Genomic DNA, 17242 nt, shown 5'->3' on the forward strand with positions numbered 1-17242 from the left:
AAGATATCAATAATATGGCAAATATTATCTATTTTATTGTTATTCCAGCTTTTGCTCTCTTTGTACTTTACATAGTTATCATGACTAAAGAAGATCTAAATGAGCTAAATAAACTGTCCCAAAATAAGCGAGTCGAAATTGCCCCTTTTATTCGTGAAAATGCTATCCGACAGTTAACTGAAGAAGAAATTCTTTTTCTTCAGCCTTATCTTGATAATAAAGACCCTATGCCTAGTCCTTATCAATGGAAAAGTCCATTAATCAGTTCTGATGTCACGAGAATAAAAGGTTATATTGAAAAAATTTATACGGATAGATATAGTCTGGAATGCTATTACAAGATGGAGGATATACATTTACTTTTTCCTTACAATATGGACGGCGATATTATAGGGTTTCATAAAGACTATGAAGATTATGAAGACTGTGAAGACAATCTACTCAACATTAAGTCAAAATGTATCAACACCGCTGAAGTTGTGTTTACTAGAAGTTATGCCATTGTCGTTAAAATAAACACTTGTGAGTTATTGGAAATTTGTCTAAATCTATCTGATCGTAAAGTGTCGCAAATTATAGATTATTGGCAGACAGGAGATTTGAAACCTATTGATTTGAGTAGCGTTGAAAAGGCTAATGAAACCATTACCCAACTAGTAACAGAAGAATCAGAAAAAGCACTTCCTTTTGAGATTGTTAATAAAAGAGAAAAAAATCAATATGAAACTGCCATGGAAGACCAAAGCAACTCTGGCAAATTAATGGTTTTTTTGTTTGTATTAGGTGTGATGGGGTTATTGGTTTTAGAGCATTTTCAATCGCTCTGGTTGGCAGTTTTCTCAATCCTATGCTTTATATTAGCTATGATAATATCGCATATAAAACGAGAAATACCTACTGAATATGTCAACCATATCAAAGCGCAATGGGATACTGAATTTGACGTTCCCGATCACTGGAGAATGTTCATATCAAATAAAAGTGACACGCCAATTGATATAGAGGTCGAAGTTAATTCTCTAAAATTACTCAGTTATGGCGACTATCTATCAATAAGTGAAGAAGTGGAAAATTATGGCGCACCGAAATTTATCAAGCATAATGTTATATTGGCTATTACAGGATTAATATTGACAGTATTAATTTACTATTTTACCGATGCCGGTGAAAAATTTGATTTTAGCTATCAGCAATTAACCTCACAAGCCACTACTTGGAACATTGATGATAAAACTAACTTCAAGAAAATAGCCTTTCAATTTATGGATCGCGTTAATCTCGATTTATCAAGTGTCTCGTGTGATATTAAAAATAAAGATCATTCTCAATGTAATAAAATATTTGTTAATATCAATCCAATAGACAGTACAAAACTTAATCTTTTTTCTTCATGGCCTCAATCAACACGAGCGATTTATGATAGCAATATTTTAAAAATGATAGAAGATCAAGAAGTTATTGTAAAAACAGCGTTAGCCAACAAACATTTAAATCAGCGTTTAGAGAATGACTTCAAAAAATATGGGAATAATCCAAAAAACAAACAATACACAAAAAACAAAAATATAGTTGAATTGATAAAAATTTATAATATTGAGACTGCTATTTTAACCTTTGATGACAGTTGTAAACATCTTAACCTTGAACCTTGTGACCAAATTAAAAAAAGTCTAGCCAATTTACTGTCAGAGCATAGTAGTGTTGATTTAAACAATTGGTCTGACGTGGTGGCTTATGCGGAATCGCATTACAATATTAAAAAAATAGTAAATTTAACCTCGGCGCAAAATATTGTCCAACTAGTTGCTGAGTATCGAACAAATATTCTTAAACATTTTATCTTTGATGCTAAAGAAAAAGTAGCAATGCTGCAAAATGATGAAAATAACCTTAGTTTACAATTTACTAAATTAATCCCACTCTATGATAAAAATTATAAACACAACTATAATAATGAAATTTTCAAAAAACAACTTGATTATTATAATGGTATTTTAATGGGAAATAATGCTAACTTAAAAATTACAGGGGTAGTCACCAATGTGAGTTACCATAATGGAGCAGTTTCAAAACTAACGATTTCAACAGATCCTATCTATAATATTGATAAGAATGATTTATTCTCATTTTCATCGCTTATTTTGATCAACAATATTGTGTTTCTATTTGTTATCCTTGTCACCTTAATTAATTGTATCTTGTTTATTTGGAAAAAAGTTACCAATCAATTACGACTTGAAAAAATCATTGCTAATTATAGTGATAAAATTTTAAAAGATCAGTCAGAGGTTGAGGAATAATATTAGATAGATTATTGAAATGATAGATATCAAATTAGTAGGTGTTGTGAGCAACTTATCGATTAAACATAATTATTCAATTGTGAGATAAGCCATATTCTGTTATACTAATTTCCCGTCTGATTCATCATATATTGCATGGTTTTTATCGTTTAAACTGATGTGATATTGTTCAATTAAATTAATAATGGTCTGGTATTAATGGTCACGAATTATATTTTTGTTACAGGCGGTGTCGTTTCTTCTTTAGGTAAAGGCATTGCCGCAGCCTCATTAGCTGCAATTTTAGAAGCCCGCAATTTAAAAGTCACCATGCTAAAACTTGATCCCTATATCAACGTCGATCCGGGAACAATGAGCCCAATTCAACATGGTGAAGTTTTTGTGACTGAAGACGGTGCCGAAACCGATCTTGATTTGGGTCATTATGAGCGTTTTATCCGCACTAAAATGAGCCGAAAAAACAACTTTACAACAGGACGTATTTATTCTGACGTTTTACGCAAAGAACGTCGTGGAGACTATTTAGGCGCGACAGTCCAAGTTATTCCTCATATCACTAACGCCATCAAAGATCGAGTTATTGATGGTGCCAAAGGTTATGACGTAGCTATTGTTGAAGTTGGTGGTACAGTTGGTGATATCGAATCACTACCATTTTTAGAAGCAATTCGTCAATTAGCGGTTGATGTTGGTCGTGAACATACACTATTTATGCACTTAACATTAGTGCCTTATCTTGCCTCATCAGGTGAAGTAAAAACTAAACCAACACAGCACTCAGTTAAAGAGTTATTATCAATTGGTATTCAACCTGACGTATTAATTTGTCGTTCAGATCGGGCAATTCCAGCTAACGAAAGAGCTAAAATTGCGCTATTTTGTAATGTGCCTGAACGTGCGGTAATTTCACTTAAAGATGTTGATTCGATTTACAAAATCCCTGCACTATTAAAATCACAAAATTTAGATACTTTTGTCTGCAATCGCTTCCATCTTGAATGTAAAGAAGCGGATCTATCTGAATGGGAACAAGTCATTTACGAAGAAGCTAACCCAGTTGGTGAAGTAACTATCGGTATGGTTGGTAAATATATTGCTTTACCAGATGCTTATAAATCAGTGAATGAAGCACTAAAACACGGTGGTTTAAAAAATCGTTTAACCGTTCATATCCGTTATATTGATTCAGAAGATCTTGAATCTCGCGGCAGCGAAATATTACAAGGTTTAGACGCAATATTAATCCCAGGTGGCTTTGGTTATCGTGGTGTTGAAGGCAAAATTATGGCGGCACGTTATGCTCGCGAAAACAAAATTCCTTATTTAGGTATTTGCCTTGGTTTACAAGTAGCATTAATTGAATATGCACGTAATGTTGCAGGTATTAAAGATGCTAATTCAACGGAATTTGTTAAAGATTGCCCAAGCCCAGTTATAGCTCTAATTACTGAGTGGAGTGACGAATCGGGTCAAATTGTTCAGCGTAGTGAAAATAGTGATTTAGGTGGCACTATGCGTTTAGGTTCGCAAATCTGCCATTTAGAACCAAATTCACTAGTTGCTGGAATGTATAAAAAAGAGTCGATAACTGAACGTCACCGTCACCGTTATGAAGTCAATAACAACTTATTACCAGAAGTTGTCAAGGCTGGTTTAAAAGTGACAGGGTTATCAACTGATAAAAAATTAGTCGAAATTATTGAAATTCCAGATCATCCTTGGTTTGTTGCTTGTCAATTTCATCCAGAATTTACATCAACGCCACGTGATGGACATCCATTATTTAGTAGTTTTATTAAAGCTGCCAAAGATTATCAAGATCAGCAGCAAAAATAGTTTATATTTACATTAGGTATATATCTGTCATATAGAGGAAAATAACATGGCAAAAATCGTTAAAGTACATGGTCGTGAAGTCATTGACTCACGTGGTAACCCAACTGTTGAAGCTGAAGTTCATTTAGAAGGTGGTTTCGTAGGTCTTGCAATCGTTCCATCAGGTGCGTCAACAGGTTCACGTGAAGCGTTAGAACTTCGCGATGGTGACAAATCTCGCTTTTTAGGTAAGGGCGTACTTAAAGCTGTTGAAAATGTTAATGGACCAATCGCCAAAGCAGTTGTTGGTAAAGATGCGTTAGATCAAGCTGCAATCGACCAAATCATGCTTGATTTAGATGGTACTGATTTCAAATCAAACTTAGGTGCTAACTCAATTCTTGCCGTATCTTTAGCGACAGCTAAAGCAGCTGCAGCAGCTAAAGGTGTACCTCTTTATCAACATATTGCTGATCTTAATGGTACTCCAGGTCAATACTCTATGCCATTACCAATGATGAACATCATCAATGGTGGTGAACATGCTGATAATAACATTGACCTTCAAGAATTTATGATTCAACCAGTTGGTGCGAAAACAGTACGTGAAGCAATCCGTATGGGTTCTGAAGTATTCCACAACTTAGCAAAAGTACTTCACGCTAAAGGCATGAATACTGCTGTTGGCGACGAAGGTGGTTTTGCGCCTAACCTAGATTCAAATGCTGAAGCATTAGCTTGTATCAAAGAAGCAGTTGAAAAAGCTGGTTACGTTTTAGGTAAAGACATTACTTTAGCGATGGACTGTGCCGCTTCTGAATTCTACAACAAAGAAACTGGTAAATATGTATTAAAAGGTGAAGGCAATAAAGAGTTTACTGCTCAAGAATTCACTCATTACTTAGAAGGCTTAACTGAGCAATATCCAATCGTATCAATTGAAGACGGTTTAGACGAAAGCGATTGGGAAGGTTGGGCATACCAAACTAAAGCATTAGGTCACAAAATCCAATTAGTTGGTGACGATCTATTTGTAACTAACACTAAAATCTTCAAACAAGGTATTGAAAAAGGCATCGCTAACTCAATCCTAGTTAAAGTTAACCAAATCGGTACATTAACTGAATCTATCGCAGCTGTTAAAATGGCGAAAGATGCTGGTTACACTGCAGTAATTTCACATCGTTCTGGTGAAACAGAAGATTCAACAATCGCTGATTTAGCTGTTGGTTTAGCTGCAGGTCAAATCAAAACTGGTTCTATGAGCCGTTCTGACCGTGTTGCTAAATACAACCAATTAATCCGTATTGAAGAAGCTTTAGGTTCAAAAGCACCATTTAACGGTTTAAAAGAAGTTAAAGGTCAATAATTCGTTTTTATAAACGATACCTTTTAATAAAACGGTGACTTAGTTCACCGTTTTTTATTGCTTAAGCGATGATATAACACCATAAGGGTTGCGTTGCTTTGGGTTGTGTTGTACTCTTAGTCACTTACGTTGAAATAGTGCCTTAAATTTGAAAATAATCACAAATATCTAATTGATAATTTATAATTTAACCACATATAACTCTTTAATATATTAACTAATACGAATACTTTTTTCTGCTTATGAATAATATTACGAATATGTCCCAGCCTAAAAGTAAATGGCAACTTTTTAACTGGCTTTGTTCAGGGAAATTACCACTTAACGAATTATGGCTTAAACCGACTTATCGTTATAAATTTTTTTTTCGAACCCTATTTTTAAGTCCTATTACGCTTAAATTATTAGACAAATTAAGACAATACAAATTACTTGGTTACTATTTATCATGCCAAACTAATTTACCTTGTAAACTACAACGACCTTATTTAGCTTCTTGTTTGAGCCAACAAGAACGGTACGAGGCATTAGCTTATCATTATGATTTTTTAGCTAATCGCCCTGATAGCATGACAAAAGCCTTCTATAACTTAGATGTCCCCTTTGAATTGGCCAGTATTACGGCAAAAAATGAAGCCAATATAAAAATTGCGATTCAAGCACGTAATAAATATGCTCGGGAGGGTGAACTCAGCCTCTATTTTTATGATAATGATGGGATTGATTTAGCGACGTTAACTTTTACCATTGCGCAATATCAACAAAAGTCGACACTTTTTATTTCCGGCTTACAAGGAACAGGGCATCATGAAGCTCGAACTCGAGTACAACAGGCAACAAAACAGTGCTATGGACTTTTTCCTAAACGTGTGGCTGTTGAGGCAGCGTTAATTATTGCGAGTTATTTTCAACTTGAACAGATTATAGCGGTAGGTAATAAAACTCATGTCTATAACAACTGGCGTTATAACAGTCGACAAGAGAGAATCTTATCTGACTATGATGATTTTTGGTTAACCATTGACGGTAAACAAGACGAAAGATCGTTATTTATCTTACCGACACAAATCAACCGAAAATCAATCGAAGAGATTGCCAGTAAGAAACGTTCTGAGTATCGCAACCGTTATGCATTATTGGATGAACTTCAGAATAAAATTGAAACACAATTAGCGTCATTAATCTAATCGTATCAATTACTGTATTATACAAAAAATTGCTTGCCCAAAATGGCAAGCGATCTACAAAAGACCTAATTTTTACATTTTAAAATAAAAAAATTATAAGGAATAGAACATGTATTTTGGTATTCTTATTGCTTTAGTACCGCTATGTCTAGGTTATTTGATTAGATTCAAAGAGCAAAAATGGATCGCCAAAATAAATCAAGTCCTAAGCTGGATGGTCTATTTTATCCTATTTATAATGGGAACCGAACTAGCTCATCTCGATAATCTAGCAGCCAACTTAAAAGTCATCCTTTTTTATACTAGCATTATCTTTATTTGTACCTTTGGCGGTAATTTTATTTTCTTAGCCCTAGTCGATATATTACTGCCATGGCGCACCACCCACTGCAGCCAAACTTATGAGTCACGATTTAAAATGATCTTAGAATCACTGCGAGTATGTATTGCGCTCGTTGCGGGTTTTATTGCTGGGCTCTTTCCTCTATTTATCTGGCAATATAGTGAAGATATAACTAAAGTCGTCTTAGTCTTTTTACTACTCCTTATCGGCATACAACTTCGTAGTAACAACATCTCACTAAAACAGATCCTACTCAACAAGGTTGGAATAGCCACCACTGTAATTGTATTACTAAGCACATTTTTGGGTGGCATTGTAGCAGCACTAATAATGTCCCTGCCAGTACGAGTGGGGTTGGCAATGTCATCAGGATTTGGTTGGTATTCACTGTCAGGAATTCTCATGACCGAAGCTCATGGGCCAATTATAGGTAGTGCAACCTTCTTAAATGATATCTTGCGCGAGTTATGTGCTATCATTCTAATTCCTACATTAATTAAACGTTACAAACTCACAGCATTAGGCTTATGCGGTGCTACCTCAATGGATTTTACTTTACCCATGCTACAAAAAGGTGCTGGTGTCAGCATCGTGCCTCCCGCAATCGTTCAAGGTTTCTTATTAACCTTAATCATGCCGATTTTTATGACACTATTTAATTATGGTGGGATTTAACCAAATTTGAAATGTATTGAAATAAAAATTTTTTATCATAATTTTAGAGATTAAATCAAAATTTAATTTTTATGAAGAATTATCAAATTTATGATATTAAGTTGTTTTTTTTCAATATATTTTGCTGGTGTTCTCAATATAAAAGTTCATCACACCACATTTTCATTTACAAATCTTTACATTAAAAACGATACAAATACATTATTTTAATTTAACATACTGATTCGCTTAAGTTAATGGAGCTTAGGAAAGTTACGGGTAATATATCACATAAAAAATATATCTTATTGTATATATTTGTGATTTACCGTTAAAGTGTTATATGGAGCAGTAAAGACATGTTAAAATGTAATCGTAATCGATATCCTATGATTCTGGATAGGACAACTAAAATAAAATATTATCATTTAATTTATAAATCTATATTTTATACCTTTTCTTTAATCTCTTGTAGTTAGTTTACTTATCCCCTTATGTGCAAAACAATATTCAAAATAATAAATATTTTATTTTTTACTATAAATAAAATCTTTTACGTACTTATAATCCCTATCTTTCTGTCGCTATTTTCTACAGCGTATGCTATTACCGTTCATACGACGAATATAATTCACGCCAGTAAACCAGAATTTATTCTGGAAACATCATGGCAAAAGTTAGGCTTTACGGTTGATGGAGTACATTATAGTCAAGATGAAGGTACTATAATAAGTGATGAGATAAAATTTTTTAGTGGTGATTATCGATTTAGCGATTTTGTTATCGATCCTTCTTATTCAATGAGTAATTTAGACAGATCTTTGAATTATTTTGATGAGAATGGCGATATTGCTGATGATGTTGAGCCGTTTACGCTTAATTCTAATGTTTCTTCTGAATGGTATGATGCGGAGGGTGAAGAAATATCTAGGAGTCAATATGGCAGTATTATTGGCTGTGGTAGTGGATTTAAAATGCCTTTGCAATTAAAAATTCATATTGGTATAAAGCCTAACTCAAAATATGGAGTTCCTCGTCAAGGAGATTTGAGCGATATTTTGGTAAAGTATAAAATAGCTTCGAATCCAGAATTATGCTATGTAGCACCAAACTCATTAAAAGTATATCCAGATAATCAATGGTTGAGTTTCAATAATTCAAATAAATATAAAGGTTGGAATGTTGCCAACTTAACTTCAAGAAAGAGTGATGTCGGTGGTGGTTATTCTTCAGACTATGTGCCTAATTATGGTTTTAAAGTTAATCCATCTGGTGAACATTTTCCGACAACAGGTTTTCCTGGTGCTTTCTTTCACTTAGTGGTTAGTGGTGCACAAACGGATTATGAATATTCATTTGTTGGTGATTCCACAGGTGTATCAGTTGATAAAAATGGCAAAGTTCTTCTTGAAAAAAAACCAAATGGTTCAATAACTGTTCAAATAAAATCGAAGCTAGAACCATCGTTCAATGTTAATTATACCTTTGATCCTACAAGAATCTGGGTTTATCCATATAATCCAAGATATCCAAATGGTAATTATAAGACACATTGGGATAAAGCTATAACTATATGTAGCGAAGACAATTTACCAACATTCCAAGATTTAACCAATGCTCCAATGAATCCAGCTATTCTTAACATGGATTTTGACATGAATAATGGCTATACAAGAGCTATTGGTCAAGGCGTATTACCTGAGTGGGGTTATACAGTTCGAGATGCTTATCCTGAATCACGTTGGTCTTCGGTTACAAATGATAGGTATTGGACTAAAGATATCGACCCTAATAATATAGCAAGACGGGTTGATGTAGATGCTAGTTCTGGGCATTTAGGTGTTGATTCAAGATGTGATCATTGTCCTGATTTTATAGTATGTATGGTTGATGTTAACTAAAATTAATCGGCTTTATGAGGACGTTAAGTATAATAATCTACAAAATTATTTATCTAATGTCCTCAATATCTGTAATGATTTGCCATTAAAATCTCTAAAAATTAATGCAATACTCTCGATATAGTGAGATATTGCTATTTTATGAAACTACCTTTGTGAGTTTAAGATCTAGGTTGTTATTCAGTTAATTTGATTTAAATTTTATTTCTGGTTTTAAATAATATGTTATAAATTAAATAATTAATTATAATAAATAAAAATTATCAAGAATTTTTAACGATAGTTACATCGCTTTTTTAACCGAAAAAAGCTAAAGGAAAGTTTTTAAATTCCTAATGGCATTAAATTTAAATTACCATCAAGCATAGTGATGCTATAATTAAATTGAAATATGTAGCATGTCAACTTTTTCGTGTTTAAGTAACCAAATTTTTTTATCAATCCCACCAGCATAACCGATTAAATTACCATTTGCTCCTATTACACGGTGACAAGGAATAATTATTGATAGTGGATTATGTCCGACAGCGCCACCTACTGCTTGACTGGACATACGGGGTTTATTGATTTTTGAGCCTATCTGTTTAGCAATATCACCATAGGTGGTTACCTCGCCGTAAGGAATTTTTGTCAATATGTCCCACACCATATGTCTAAACTCACTACCTTGTGGCGCCAAAGCTAATTGGCTAATTGCGGGTCTTTTACCGGAAAAGTAATCATCTAACCAATGTTTGGTTTGGTTAAAAATCGCTAAATTGGCCATTTCTTTTTTGTTCGCGCTTAGCATCTGACCAAAATATTTTTGTCCTTCAATCCAGACACCAACTAATTTACTTTGCTGACTAGCGAGAGTGATTTCCCCCATTGGCGACGAATAATGACTGATGTAGAACATAAAAAATCCTTACTTTGGTGATTATCAACTGTTTTATTATAACGAATTTTTATGCATTAAATATGGCCATGTTAAGAAGAAAAGACTCACCTTGGTGAGTCTTTTTTAGAAGTTATTTGCTAGCTTTGCCTTTTTCGACATAACTCATGTCGCCTAATGATTCAACAATGAATTTGCCATCATCAGTATAACGAATTTTTGTTACGCTAGCGTTACCAAGTCCGCCAGTGATTGGTTTGTCCATCATCTCTTCAACCATCGCCATGATTGCCATGCCGTGTGAAACAACTAATACATTACCACCACCTTTTTCTTGTGCTGATTTTGCGATCGCTTTTAGTGATGCTTGCATACGAGTTTTAACAGCATTGTAATCCTCAGCTTCCCCCGATTTTTCAACCGCTTTTATAGCATCCATCATTTTTTTAAGGGTGACTTTACCTTTAGCTAAATCAGCCATTAAGGCTTTGTCAGATTCATAACCTAAGTGTTGTGCTGCAGGATTCCACATGTTTGGATCTAGATCACCTTCATAATCACCAAAACATGTTTCACGTAATCCTTCCATTTCGTTGATGCTCAATTTGGTTTCACCTTTAGATTCAAGAACGATGCGTGCTGTTTGTCTTGCACGACCTAAATCACTTGAGTATACCGAAATAAAGTCGATACCTTTTAAGCCACGACCCAGTTGTTCTGCCACTTCAATACCCGGTTTGGTTAGTGGGGTGTCTGACCATCCTTGAGCACGATGTACGTTATTGAACATGGTTTTACCGTGACGAGTAAAATAGATATTTACATCGGCAGCAAATGATTGTGCAATTGACGCTGTAAGAATAGCGGTTAAGCCAATAAGTTTAATAAGTTTTTTCATAGTTTCGTCCTTTTATAACAAGTTGAATCGATAATCAATAACGGTTTCTGCTGATAATGTTGGTGAACGTTGAGCTTTACCGTCTCTTAATTTAGGGGTAACGTCTTTACTGCTCATGGTTTTATAAGACCAACCGTAACCAAATTTTGACAAAATCGAAAGGTTTTTAAATGTGCCACTGGTTGGTTTAAAAATGTTAAACACATTGATTTCGCCATTTTTTAGGGTTTCGTGTTTATAGTTAAATTCTCCATAGTTTAGATACAAACCTGTGGTGTTATCTTTAAAAAAGTCGTAACCTAATACGCTGGATAATACGATTTCACCATCGCGCATATAGTCAGCTCCGGCTGCAGCCATACCGTTGTAGCGACCACGATTATTTTTACCTAAATGACGCCCATAAAAACCGATAGCCCCTTTACGGTTAGCATCGGTATAAGCAATACCGAATTTGGCACTCCAGTCAGCTTCTTTCCATTCAACATCGGCTGCATAATGCCACGCTGAATCATCAAAATCACGCACATTGGCTTTCATTTTGTCATGATTTTTAAGAGCAGTACTGCCATAGATTTGTGAGCCAAAGGTTAGTTTTTCCACCGGTTTATAAGAAAACTCAATCGCATGACGTTTAATATAATCTTTTGCTATACCATAAGAGTAATCAAGTTTAATTACTTTATCGTTATAGGCGATTTCAGCAGTTTTGATATTATCAATTACATGCTTTCTATCTAAACTATAAAAATGCACTTTTTTAGCCGATTCACGAGGTAAAGTACTATCTATATAAGCTAGCGATAACGCCAAATTAGAGTATTTAAATGTTCCACTATAACCGAGATAACTGTTACGGGTTAAATGTTGCGATGAACTAATTATCCCCATGTCTTTTAAACTATGCCAACCTGCTTTACCATTAAAATTGATATCTTTATTACCAAGTTTGACTTTAGCATAACGTTGCGTAAATTTGTTAAAACCGTGAGCATTGTGTTTATCTGCTTTTTTGCCATCGTTATAAAGTAAGTTACGAGTAGCAAAGTAATCACTGGCACCAAGTTTGATGACATTGTCATATGTAAAGTCGAATCCGAGCATATCAAACAAATAACCAGATTTATAATTAAATGTGAGTGCTTGACCCCATGCACTGTGAACTTCTTTAGGTTGGGATGCGTTTTCCTTTAAATACTTCCAATGGTTACGTGTTGAGAATTCAAATTTGCTATCTTTAAAAAAGTTTTGATCTAAAAAACTTTTATCTGAAAATCCTTTTTCTGCATTCGCCGAATTTGAATCTGCAGCTATCGCCACAAAGCATATAAAGTTAAGTACTGCTAATGAAAGATATTTTATTTTCATTGTTATTTCCTATCCTTTAAAAAAATTCTCCAAAAAAAAACCTAAATACCACCCAAACAATATTGCTTGAGTTGATATTTAGGTTTTGCCTGCAAAACAGTAACAATCCTATTCGACTAATTCAATTATTTAACTGATTTTATTGTGGTATTAGTTTATTTTTTATATTAAATGATTTAATCAATTAATGATGATTTTCCTTGATTGAGGTAGTCCATATTACCAATTTCAACGACATTATATTTACCATTTTGATAAACAATTTTAATTACAGTAGCATTGGAAAGTGGTTTATTTTTTTCAGGGTTATCAGTCAAATCTGAAATCATGGCTTGCATTGACATCCCAGATGAAATCACCAATATATTTTTTTGATGTCGATACTGAGCATTTTTTACGATCATATTCAATGCGTATTGCGTCCGTTGTTTAACACGAGCGAAGTTCTCAGCGTCATGTTTATGGTCACTTTTAGCAATAGCGTTGGTAAGTTCTGCTACTGGAATTTGCCCCTGTGCATAGCTTTTATAGAAGGTATCAACCGATTTATAGCCTAGTGTTTTCATCGCTGCCGATACCATATTGGCATTGCTACCACCTTCAAATCCGCCATAAAAGACTTCTCTTAACCCCTTTAATTCATTGATTTTGTAATCTTCGACGCCTTTTTGTTTTAACAATACTTGCATGGTTTCACGTTGGCGACCGGCATCACTGGTATAATAGGCATCAAATTCGATTTGTTTCTCTTTAAATCCTTCGGCTAAATAGCGAGCGGTTTTAATTCCTTGGTCGGTTAATGGTGAATCCGCCCAGCCTTGAACTCGATCATAGGTATTAAATAGTGTTTTACCATGTCTAGCAAAATAGATGGTGATTGTATCGTCACTATTAGCATTAGCAGGCTTACTTGGTTGATGGCTACTACATCCAGTAGAGATTGCTGTTAATACTATTAAACTGGTGGTGAGTACTGCTTTAATGGTTTTATTTTTCATCATTAGCCCCGTGTGGCATTAAGTTATAGTTATACTGAATAAAGTCACAGGTAAAGGCTCGTAAACCCTACCTGCATCATTATTATTTTAATGTCGCTCCTTTGGATGAAATAATAGATTGGTACCAATAGAAGCTTTTCTTTTTATAGCGCTTTAGTGTACCAGAACCATCTTGGTTTAAATCCACATAAATAAAACCATAACGTTTAGTAACTTCAGCTTTTGATGCACTAATGAGGTCAATTGGCCCCCAACTGGTATATCCCATAACTTCAACACCGTCATTTATGGCTTCACGGATTTGTACAAGGTGATCGTTCATATAATTAATACGATAATCATCATTTACGGTACCATCGGCTTCAAGTTTATCTTTAGCACCTAAGCCGTTTTCCACAATAAACAGTGGTTTTTGAAAACGTTCATAAAGTAGATTTAATAGGTAACGAATGCCAATCGGGTCGATCTGCCAACCCCATTCAGATGCTTTTAGATGAGGATTTGGTACCATATCAAGAATATTACCTTTTTGGCGAAGCGAATTGTCTGCCGTTCCACAACAACTCATATAGTAACTAAATGAGATAAAGTCGATGGTTTCTTTTAGATCTTCTCGGTCTTGATCGGTTATCGTTAACTCAATGTTGTTCTCTTTAAAGTAACGATTCATGTAGGTTGGATAATAGCCACGAGCTTGTACATCACCAAAGAATAACCAACCATGATTTTCTGTGTGTGTTGCCCAAACATCTTCAGGTTTTGGAGTAAGAGGGTAGGCGATAGCACCAAGCAACATGTTACCAATTTTAGCATCAGGGATGATTTGATGACACAATTTTACTGCTCGACTACTGGCGACTAATTGATGATGAATCGCTTGGTAAATATCAGCCTTACTGCTGTTACGAGCTAGACCAACTCCGGTAAAAGGTTCGTGTAATGACATATTAATTTCATTGAAAGTTAACCAATATTTCACTTTATCTTTATAACGTTCAAACACGGTTTTGGCATAGCGGGTAAAAAATTCGATAACTTTACGATTTCCCCAACCTCCATATTGAGTTACCAGATAGTAGGGCATTTCGTAATGCGATAAAGTCACAAGTGGTGTAATGTTGTGCTTTAGCATTTCGTCAAACAATTTATCATAAAAGGCGAGTCCTTTTTCATTTGGTTGTTCTTCATCACCATTTGGGAAGATTCGAGTCCATGCGATAGATGTTCTTAAGCAGGTGAATCCCATTTCGGCAAACAGCGCGACATCTTCGGGATAACGATGATAAAAGTCGATAGCCCGATCTTTAATGCCAGTAATATCGACTTTATTGCGATCGACGATGTCACCAAATAGACCGTTAGGTGTGCAGTCAGATGTCGATAACCCTTTGCCATCTTCACAATATGCACCTTCAACTTGGTTGGCGGCAATAGCGCCACCCCATAAAAAATCAGTTGGAAAAGTATTTGCCATGTTTTACTCCTTGTTTGCACTTAACGCTAATAATGCGTCACCTTGTTGAACATCATTTTGTTTAAATATGCACTGCACATCGATATAGTCATCACTGTTAGTGATAATGATTGGTGTGGTTACTTCAAAACCTGCTTGTTTAATTGCTTCAATATCGAAGCTTACCAAACGATCACCTTTTTTCACTTTTTGACCAGCTTCTACATGTGCTTCAAAATGTTGACCATCTAATTTAACAGTATCGATACCGATATGGATAAGCATTTCAGCTCCAGAATCTGTCTGGAATCCGATCGCATGTTTGGTCCTAAATAATGAGACGACTTCACCATCTTCTGGCGCTACTGCTTCGCCCACGGAAGGAATAATTGCGACACCTTTCCCCATTAAACCACTAGCAAAGGTGGCGTCATTCACTTCTTTTAACTCTACGAGTTTGCCGGTCATTGGGCTTGAAATAGTAATAGTATTGCGCTGTTTAATTTCTTCCGCTTTCTTTTCTGTACTACTTGATACTTGATTACCGTCGGCAACATCTTTATTTTTAGGGATACCAAATAGATAAGTTACGATGGTTGCAACAACAAATGAGATTATTGAACCAAACACCACCGCATAGAATTTTTCGTCAATTCCTGTTGCGGGAATTAATTGCAAGAATGAAAAAACACTAATAAAACTAAACGAATAAATAACCGAATGGTAATAACCAATAATACCGCCACCAATCATGGATGAAACACAACCGATGATAAATGGACGTTTTAATGGTAAATTAATCCCATAAATTGCCGGTTCAGTTACCCCAAAAATCCCTGATAACACTGAAGAACTGGCTAACGTTTTAACTTGTGGATCCTTACTGCGTAACATAACAGCTAATACAGCACCGACTTGCGCAAATACTGCTGGGAATAAGATTGGGATCATAAAATCTTCATGATAAACCGAAATATTGTTCATCGCAAAAGGCACCAACCCCCAATGGATACCAAAAACAACCATTACTTGCCAAAGAGCGGCTAAAATCATGGAAGCAATAACGGAGTTGAGTTCATAAACAAAGATGATCCCGCTAGCAACACTATCACTTAAAAATGAGACAACAGGACCGATAACGGCGAAAGTTAATGGTACGGTAATTATTAAACCAAAGAGTGGCGCAATAAATTTTTTGAACGAGTCATGCATTATCTTGTTAAAGTTACGTTCTAACAAGGAATAGAACCACGCGGCCAAAATAATCGGAAAAACTGATGATGGATAGGGAATTAACTTGATGGGGATGCTAAAAAATTCTGTCTGTAATTCAAACGCTTGACCTAACATACCAACCACACTGGGATGAACTAACGCACCACCTAATGCCATTCCAACATAAGGGTTACCACCGAATTTTTTAACCGCAGAAAAACCTAGAATTATCGGTAAATAGTAGAATGGTGCATCTGCAATGGCATTTAAAAAGTTATAAGTTGGATCGCCAGCTTTAACTACTTCCATTACTTGTAATATGGCAACCACACCTTTAAAAATACCGCCAGCAACTAGCACGACTAGTGCTGGTATAAAAATGCTCGATACCAGATCAATAAGTTTTGATACAATCCCTTTTTTGGCGCCAGCCGCCTCATCAGTGGTAGGCTTTTCATTAAGGTTTGTTAATTCCATAATCGCATTAAATACATCAGCAACATTGTTGCCAATGACCACTTGAAATTGTCCACCGCTTTGAACGACAGTGATTACGCCAACTTGTTTTTTGACTATTTCCGGGTCTGCTTTTGATTCATCTTTTAATACAAATCGAAGCCTGGTTGCACAGTGTACTAAACTAATGATGTTGTCTTTACCACCTACATGCTCAATAATTGATTCGGCAAGTTGTTTATTTTTCATAGCTTATCCTTATTTAAGCGCAAAAAAAAACCTAAGCCTAGTAATCCTAGGCTTAGGTTTTGCTTGCATCGTTAACATTAACGAATGCAATAACAATCCAAAATTTGATATTAAATTAGCATAAAATGAGCCAGCTTGTTGATAAGATGTTAGCTA

At 35.0% G+C, this 17242-nt stretch carries 12 protein-coding genes; 6 read left to right on the forward strand and 6 right to left on the reverse strand.

Features of this window, described 5'->3' with window-relative positions:
* Positions 1–14 precede the first annotated feature (14 nt).
* From DKK70_RS06325 to DKK70_RS06350, 6 genes are all read left to right on the forward strand, one after another.
* The gene (locus DKK70_RS06325) at positions 15–2300 is read left to right on the forward strand and encodes an IgaA/UmoB family intracellular growth attenuator (RefSeq protein WP_110433226.1); all 2286 of its coding nucleotides are present in this window, start codon (positions 15–17) and stop codon (positions 2298–2300) included.
* Between the two features lie 201 nt (positions 2301–2501).
* Positions 2502–4139 (forward strand): glutamine hydrolyzing CTP synthase, encoded by a 1638-nt coding sequence (gene pyrG, locus DKK70_RS06330; RefSeq protein WP_110433227.1) that lies wholly within the window; start codon positions 2502–2504, stop codon positions 4137–4139.
* Between the two features lie 46 nt (positions 4140–4185).
* The gene (gene eno, locus DKK70_RS06335) at positions 4186–5487 is read left to right on the forward strand and encodes a phosphopyruvate hydratase (RefSeq protein WP_086358974.1); all 1302 of its coding nucleotides are present in this window, start codon (positions 4186–4188) and stop codon (positions 5485–5487) included.
* 242 nt (positions 5488–5729) lie between these two features.
* On the forward strand, positions 5730–6674 hold the full coding sequence (locus tag DKK70_RS06340) for a VirK/YbjX family protein (protein WP_110433228.1): 945 nt from the start codon (positions 5730–5732) through the stop codon (positions 6672–6674).
* 109 nt (positions 6675–6783) lie between these two features.
* Positions 6784–7692, forward strand: coding sequence for a lysine exporter LysO family protein (locus tag DKK70_RS06345; RefSeq protein ID WP_110433229.1), 909 nt, complete (start codon positions 6784–6786; stop codon positions 7690–7692).
* Between the two features lie 473 nt (positions 7693–8165).
* Complete coding sequence (locus tag DKK70_RS06350; RefSeq protein ID WP_110433230.1) at positions 8166–9572, forward strand: hypothetical protein; 1407 nt, start codon at positions 8166–8168, stop codon at positions 9570–9572.
* A gap of 379 nt (positions 9573–9951) precedes the next feature.
* Here the strand turns inward: DKK70_RS06350 and DKK70_RS17330 are convergent, their stop codons facing one another.
* The 6 genes from DKK70_RS17330 to DKK70_RS06380 all read right to left on the reverse strand — a co-directional run bounded on the left by DKK70_RS17330 (position 9952) and on the right by DKK70_RS06380 (position 17086).
* Positions 9952–10470, reverse strand: a complete 519-nt coding sequence (locus DKK70_RS17330) for a methylated-DNA--[protein]-cysteine S-methyltransferase (protein WP_110433231.1) — start codon at positions 10468–10470, stop codon at positions 9952–9954.
* A gap of 112 nt (positions 10471–10582) precedes the next feature.
* Positions 10583–11347, reverse strand: a complete 765-nt coding sequence (locus DKK70_RS06360; protein WP_110433232.1) for a histidine phosphatase family protein — start codon at positions 11345–11347, stop codon at positions 10583–10585.
* A 12-nt stretch (positions 11348–11359) separates the two neighbouring features.
* Positions 11360–12715, reverse strand: a complete 1356-nt coding sequence (locus tag DKK70_RS06365) for a hypothetical protein (protein WP_110433233.1) — start codon at positions 12713–12715, stop codon at positions 11360–11362.
* Between the two features lie 176 nt (positions 12716–12891).
* A complete protein-coding gene (locus DKK70_RS06370) occupies positions 12892–13716 on the reverse strand; it encodes a histidine phosphatase family protein (protein WP_219999698.1) in 825 nt (274 codons plus the stop codon).
* 79 nt (positions 13717–13795) lie between these two features.
* The gene (locus DKK70_RS06375) at positions 13796–15187 is read right to left on the reverse strand and encodes a glycoside hydrolase family 1 protein (protein ID WP_110433235.1); all 1392 of its coding nucleotides are present in this window, start codon (positions 15185–15187) and stop codon (positions 13796–13798) included.
* A gap of 3 nt (positions 15188–15190) precedes the next feature.
* Positions 15191–17086: a beta-glucoside-specific PTS transporter subunit IIABC gene (locus DKK70_RS06380; RefSeq protein WP_110433236.1), complete on the reverse strand. Its 1896-nt coding sequence runs from the start codon at positions 17084–17086 to the stop codon at positions 15191–15193.
* Positions 17087–17242: the final 156 nt, after the last annotated feature.

Source organism: Gilliamella apicola, from assembly GCF_003202655.1.
In the GTDB taxonomy this organism is placed as follows: Bacteria; Pseudomonadota; Gammaproteobacteria; order Enterobacterales; family Orbaceae; genus Gilliamella; species Gilliamella apicola_R.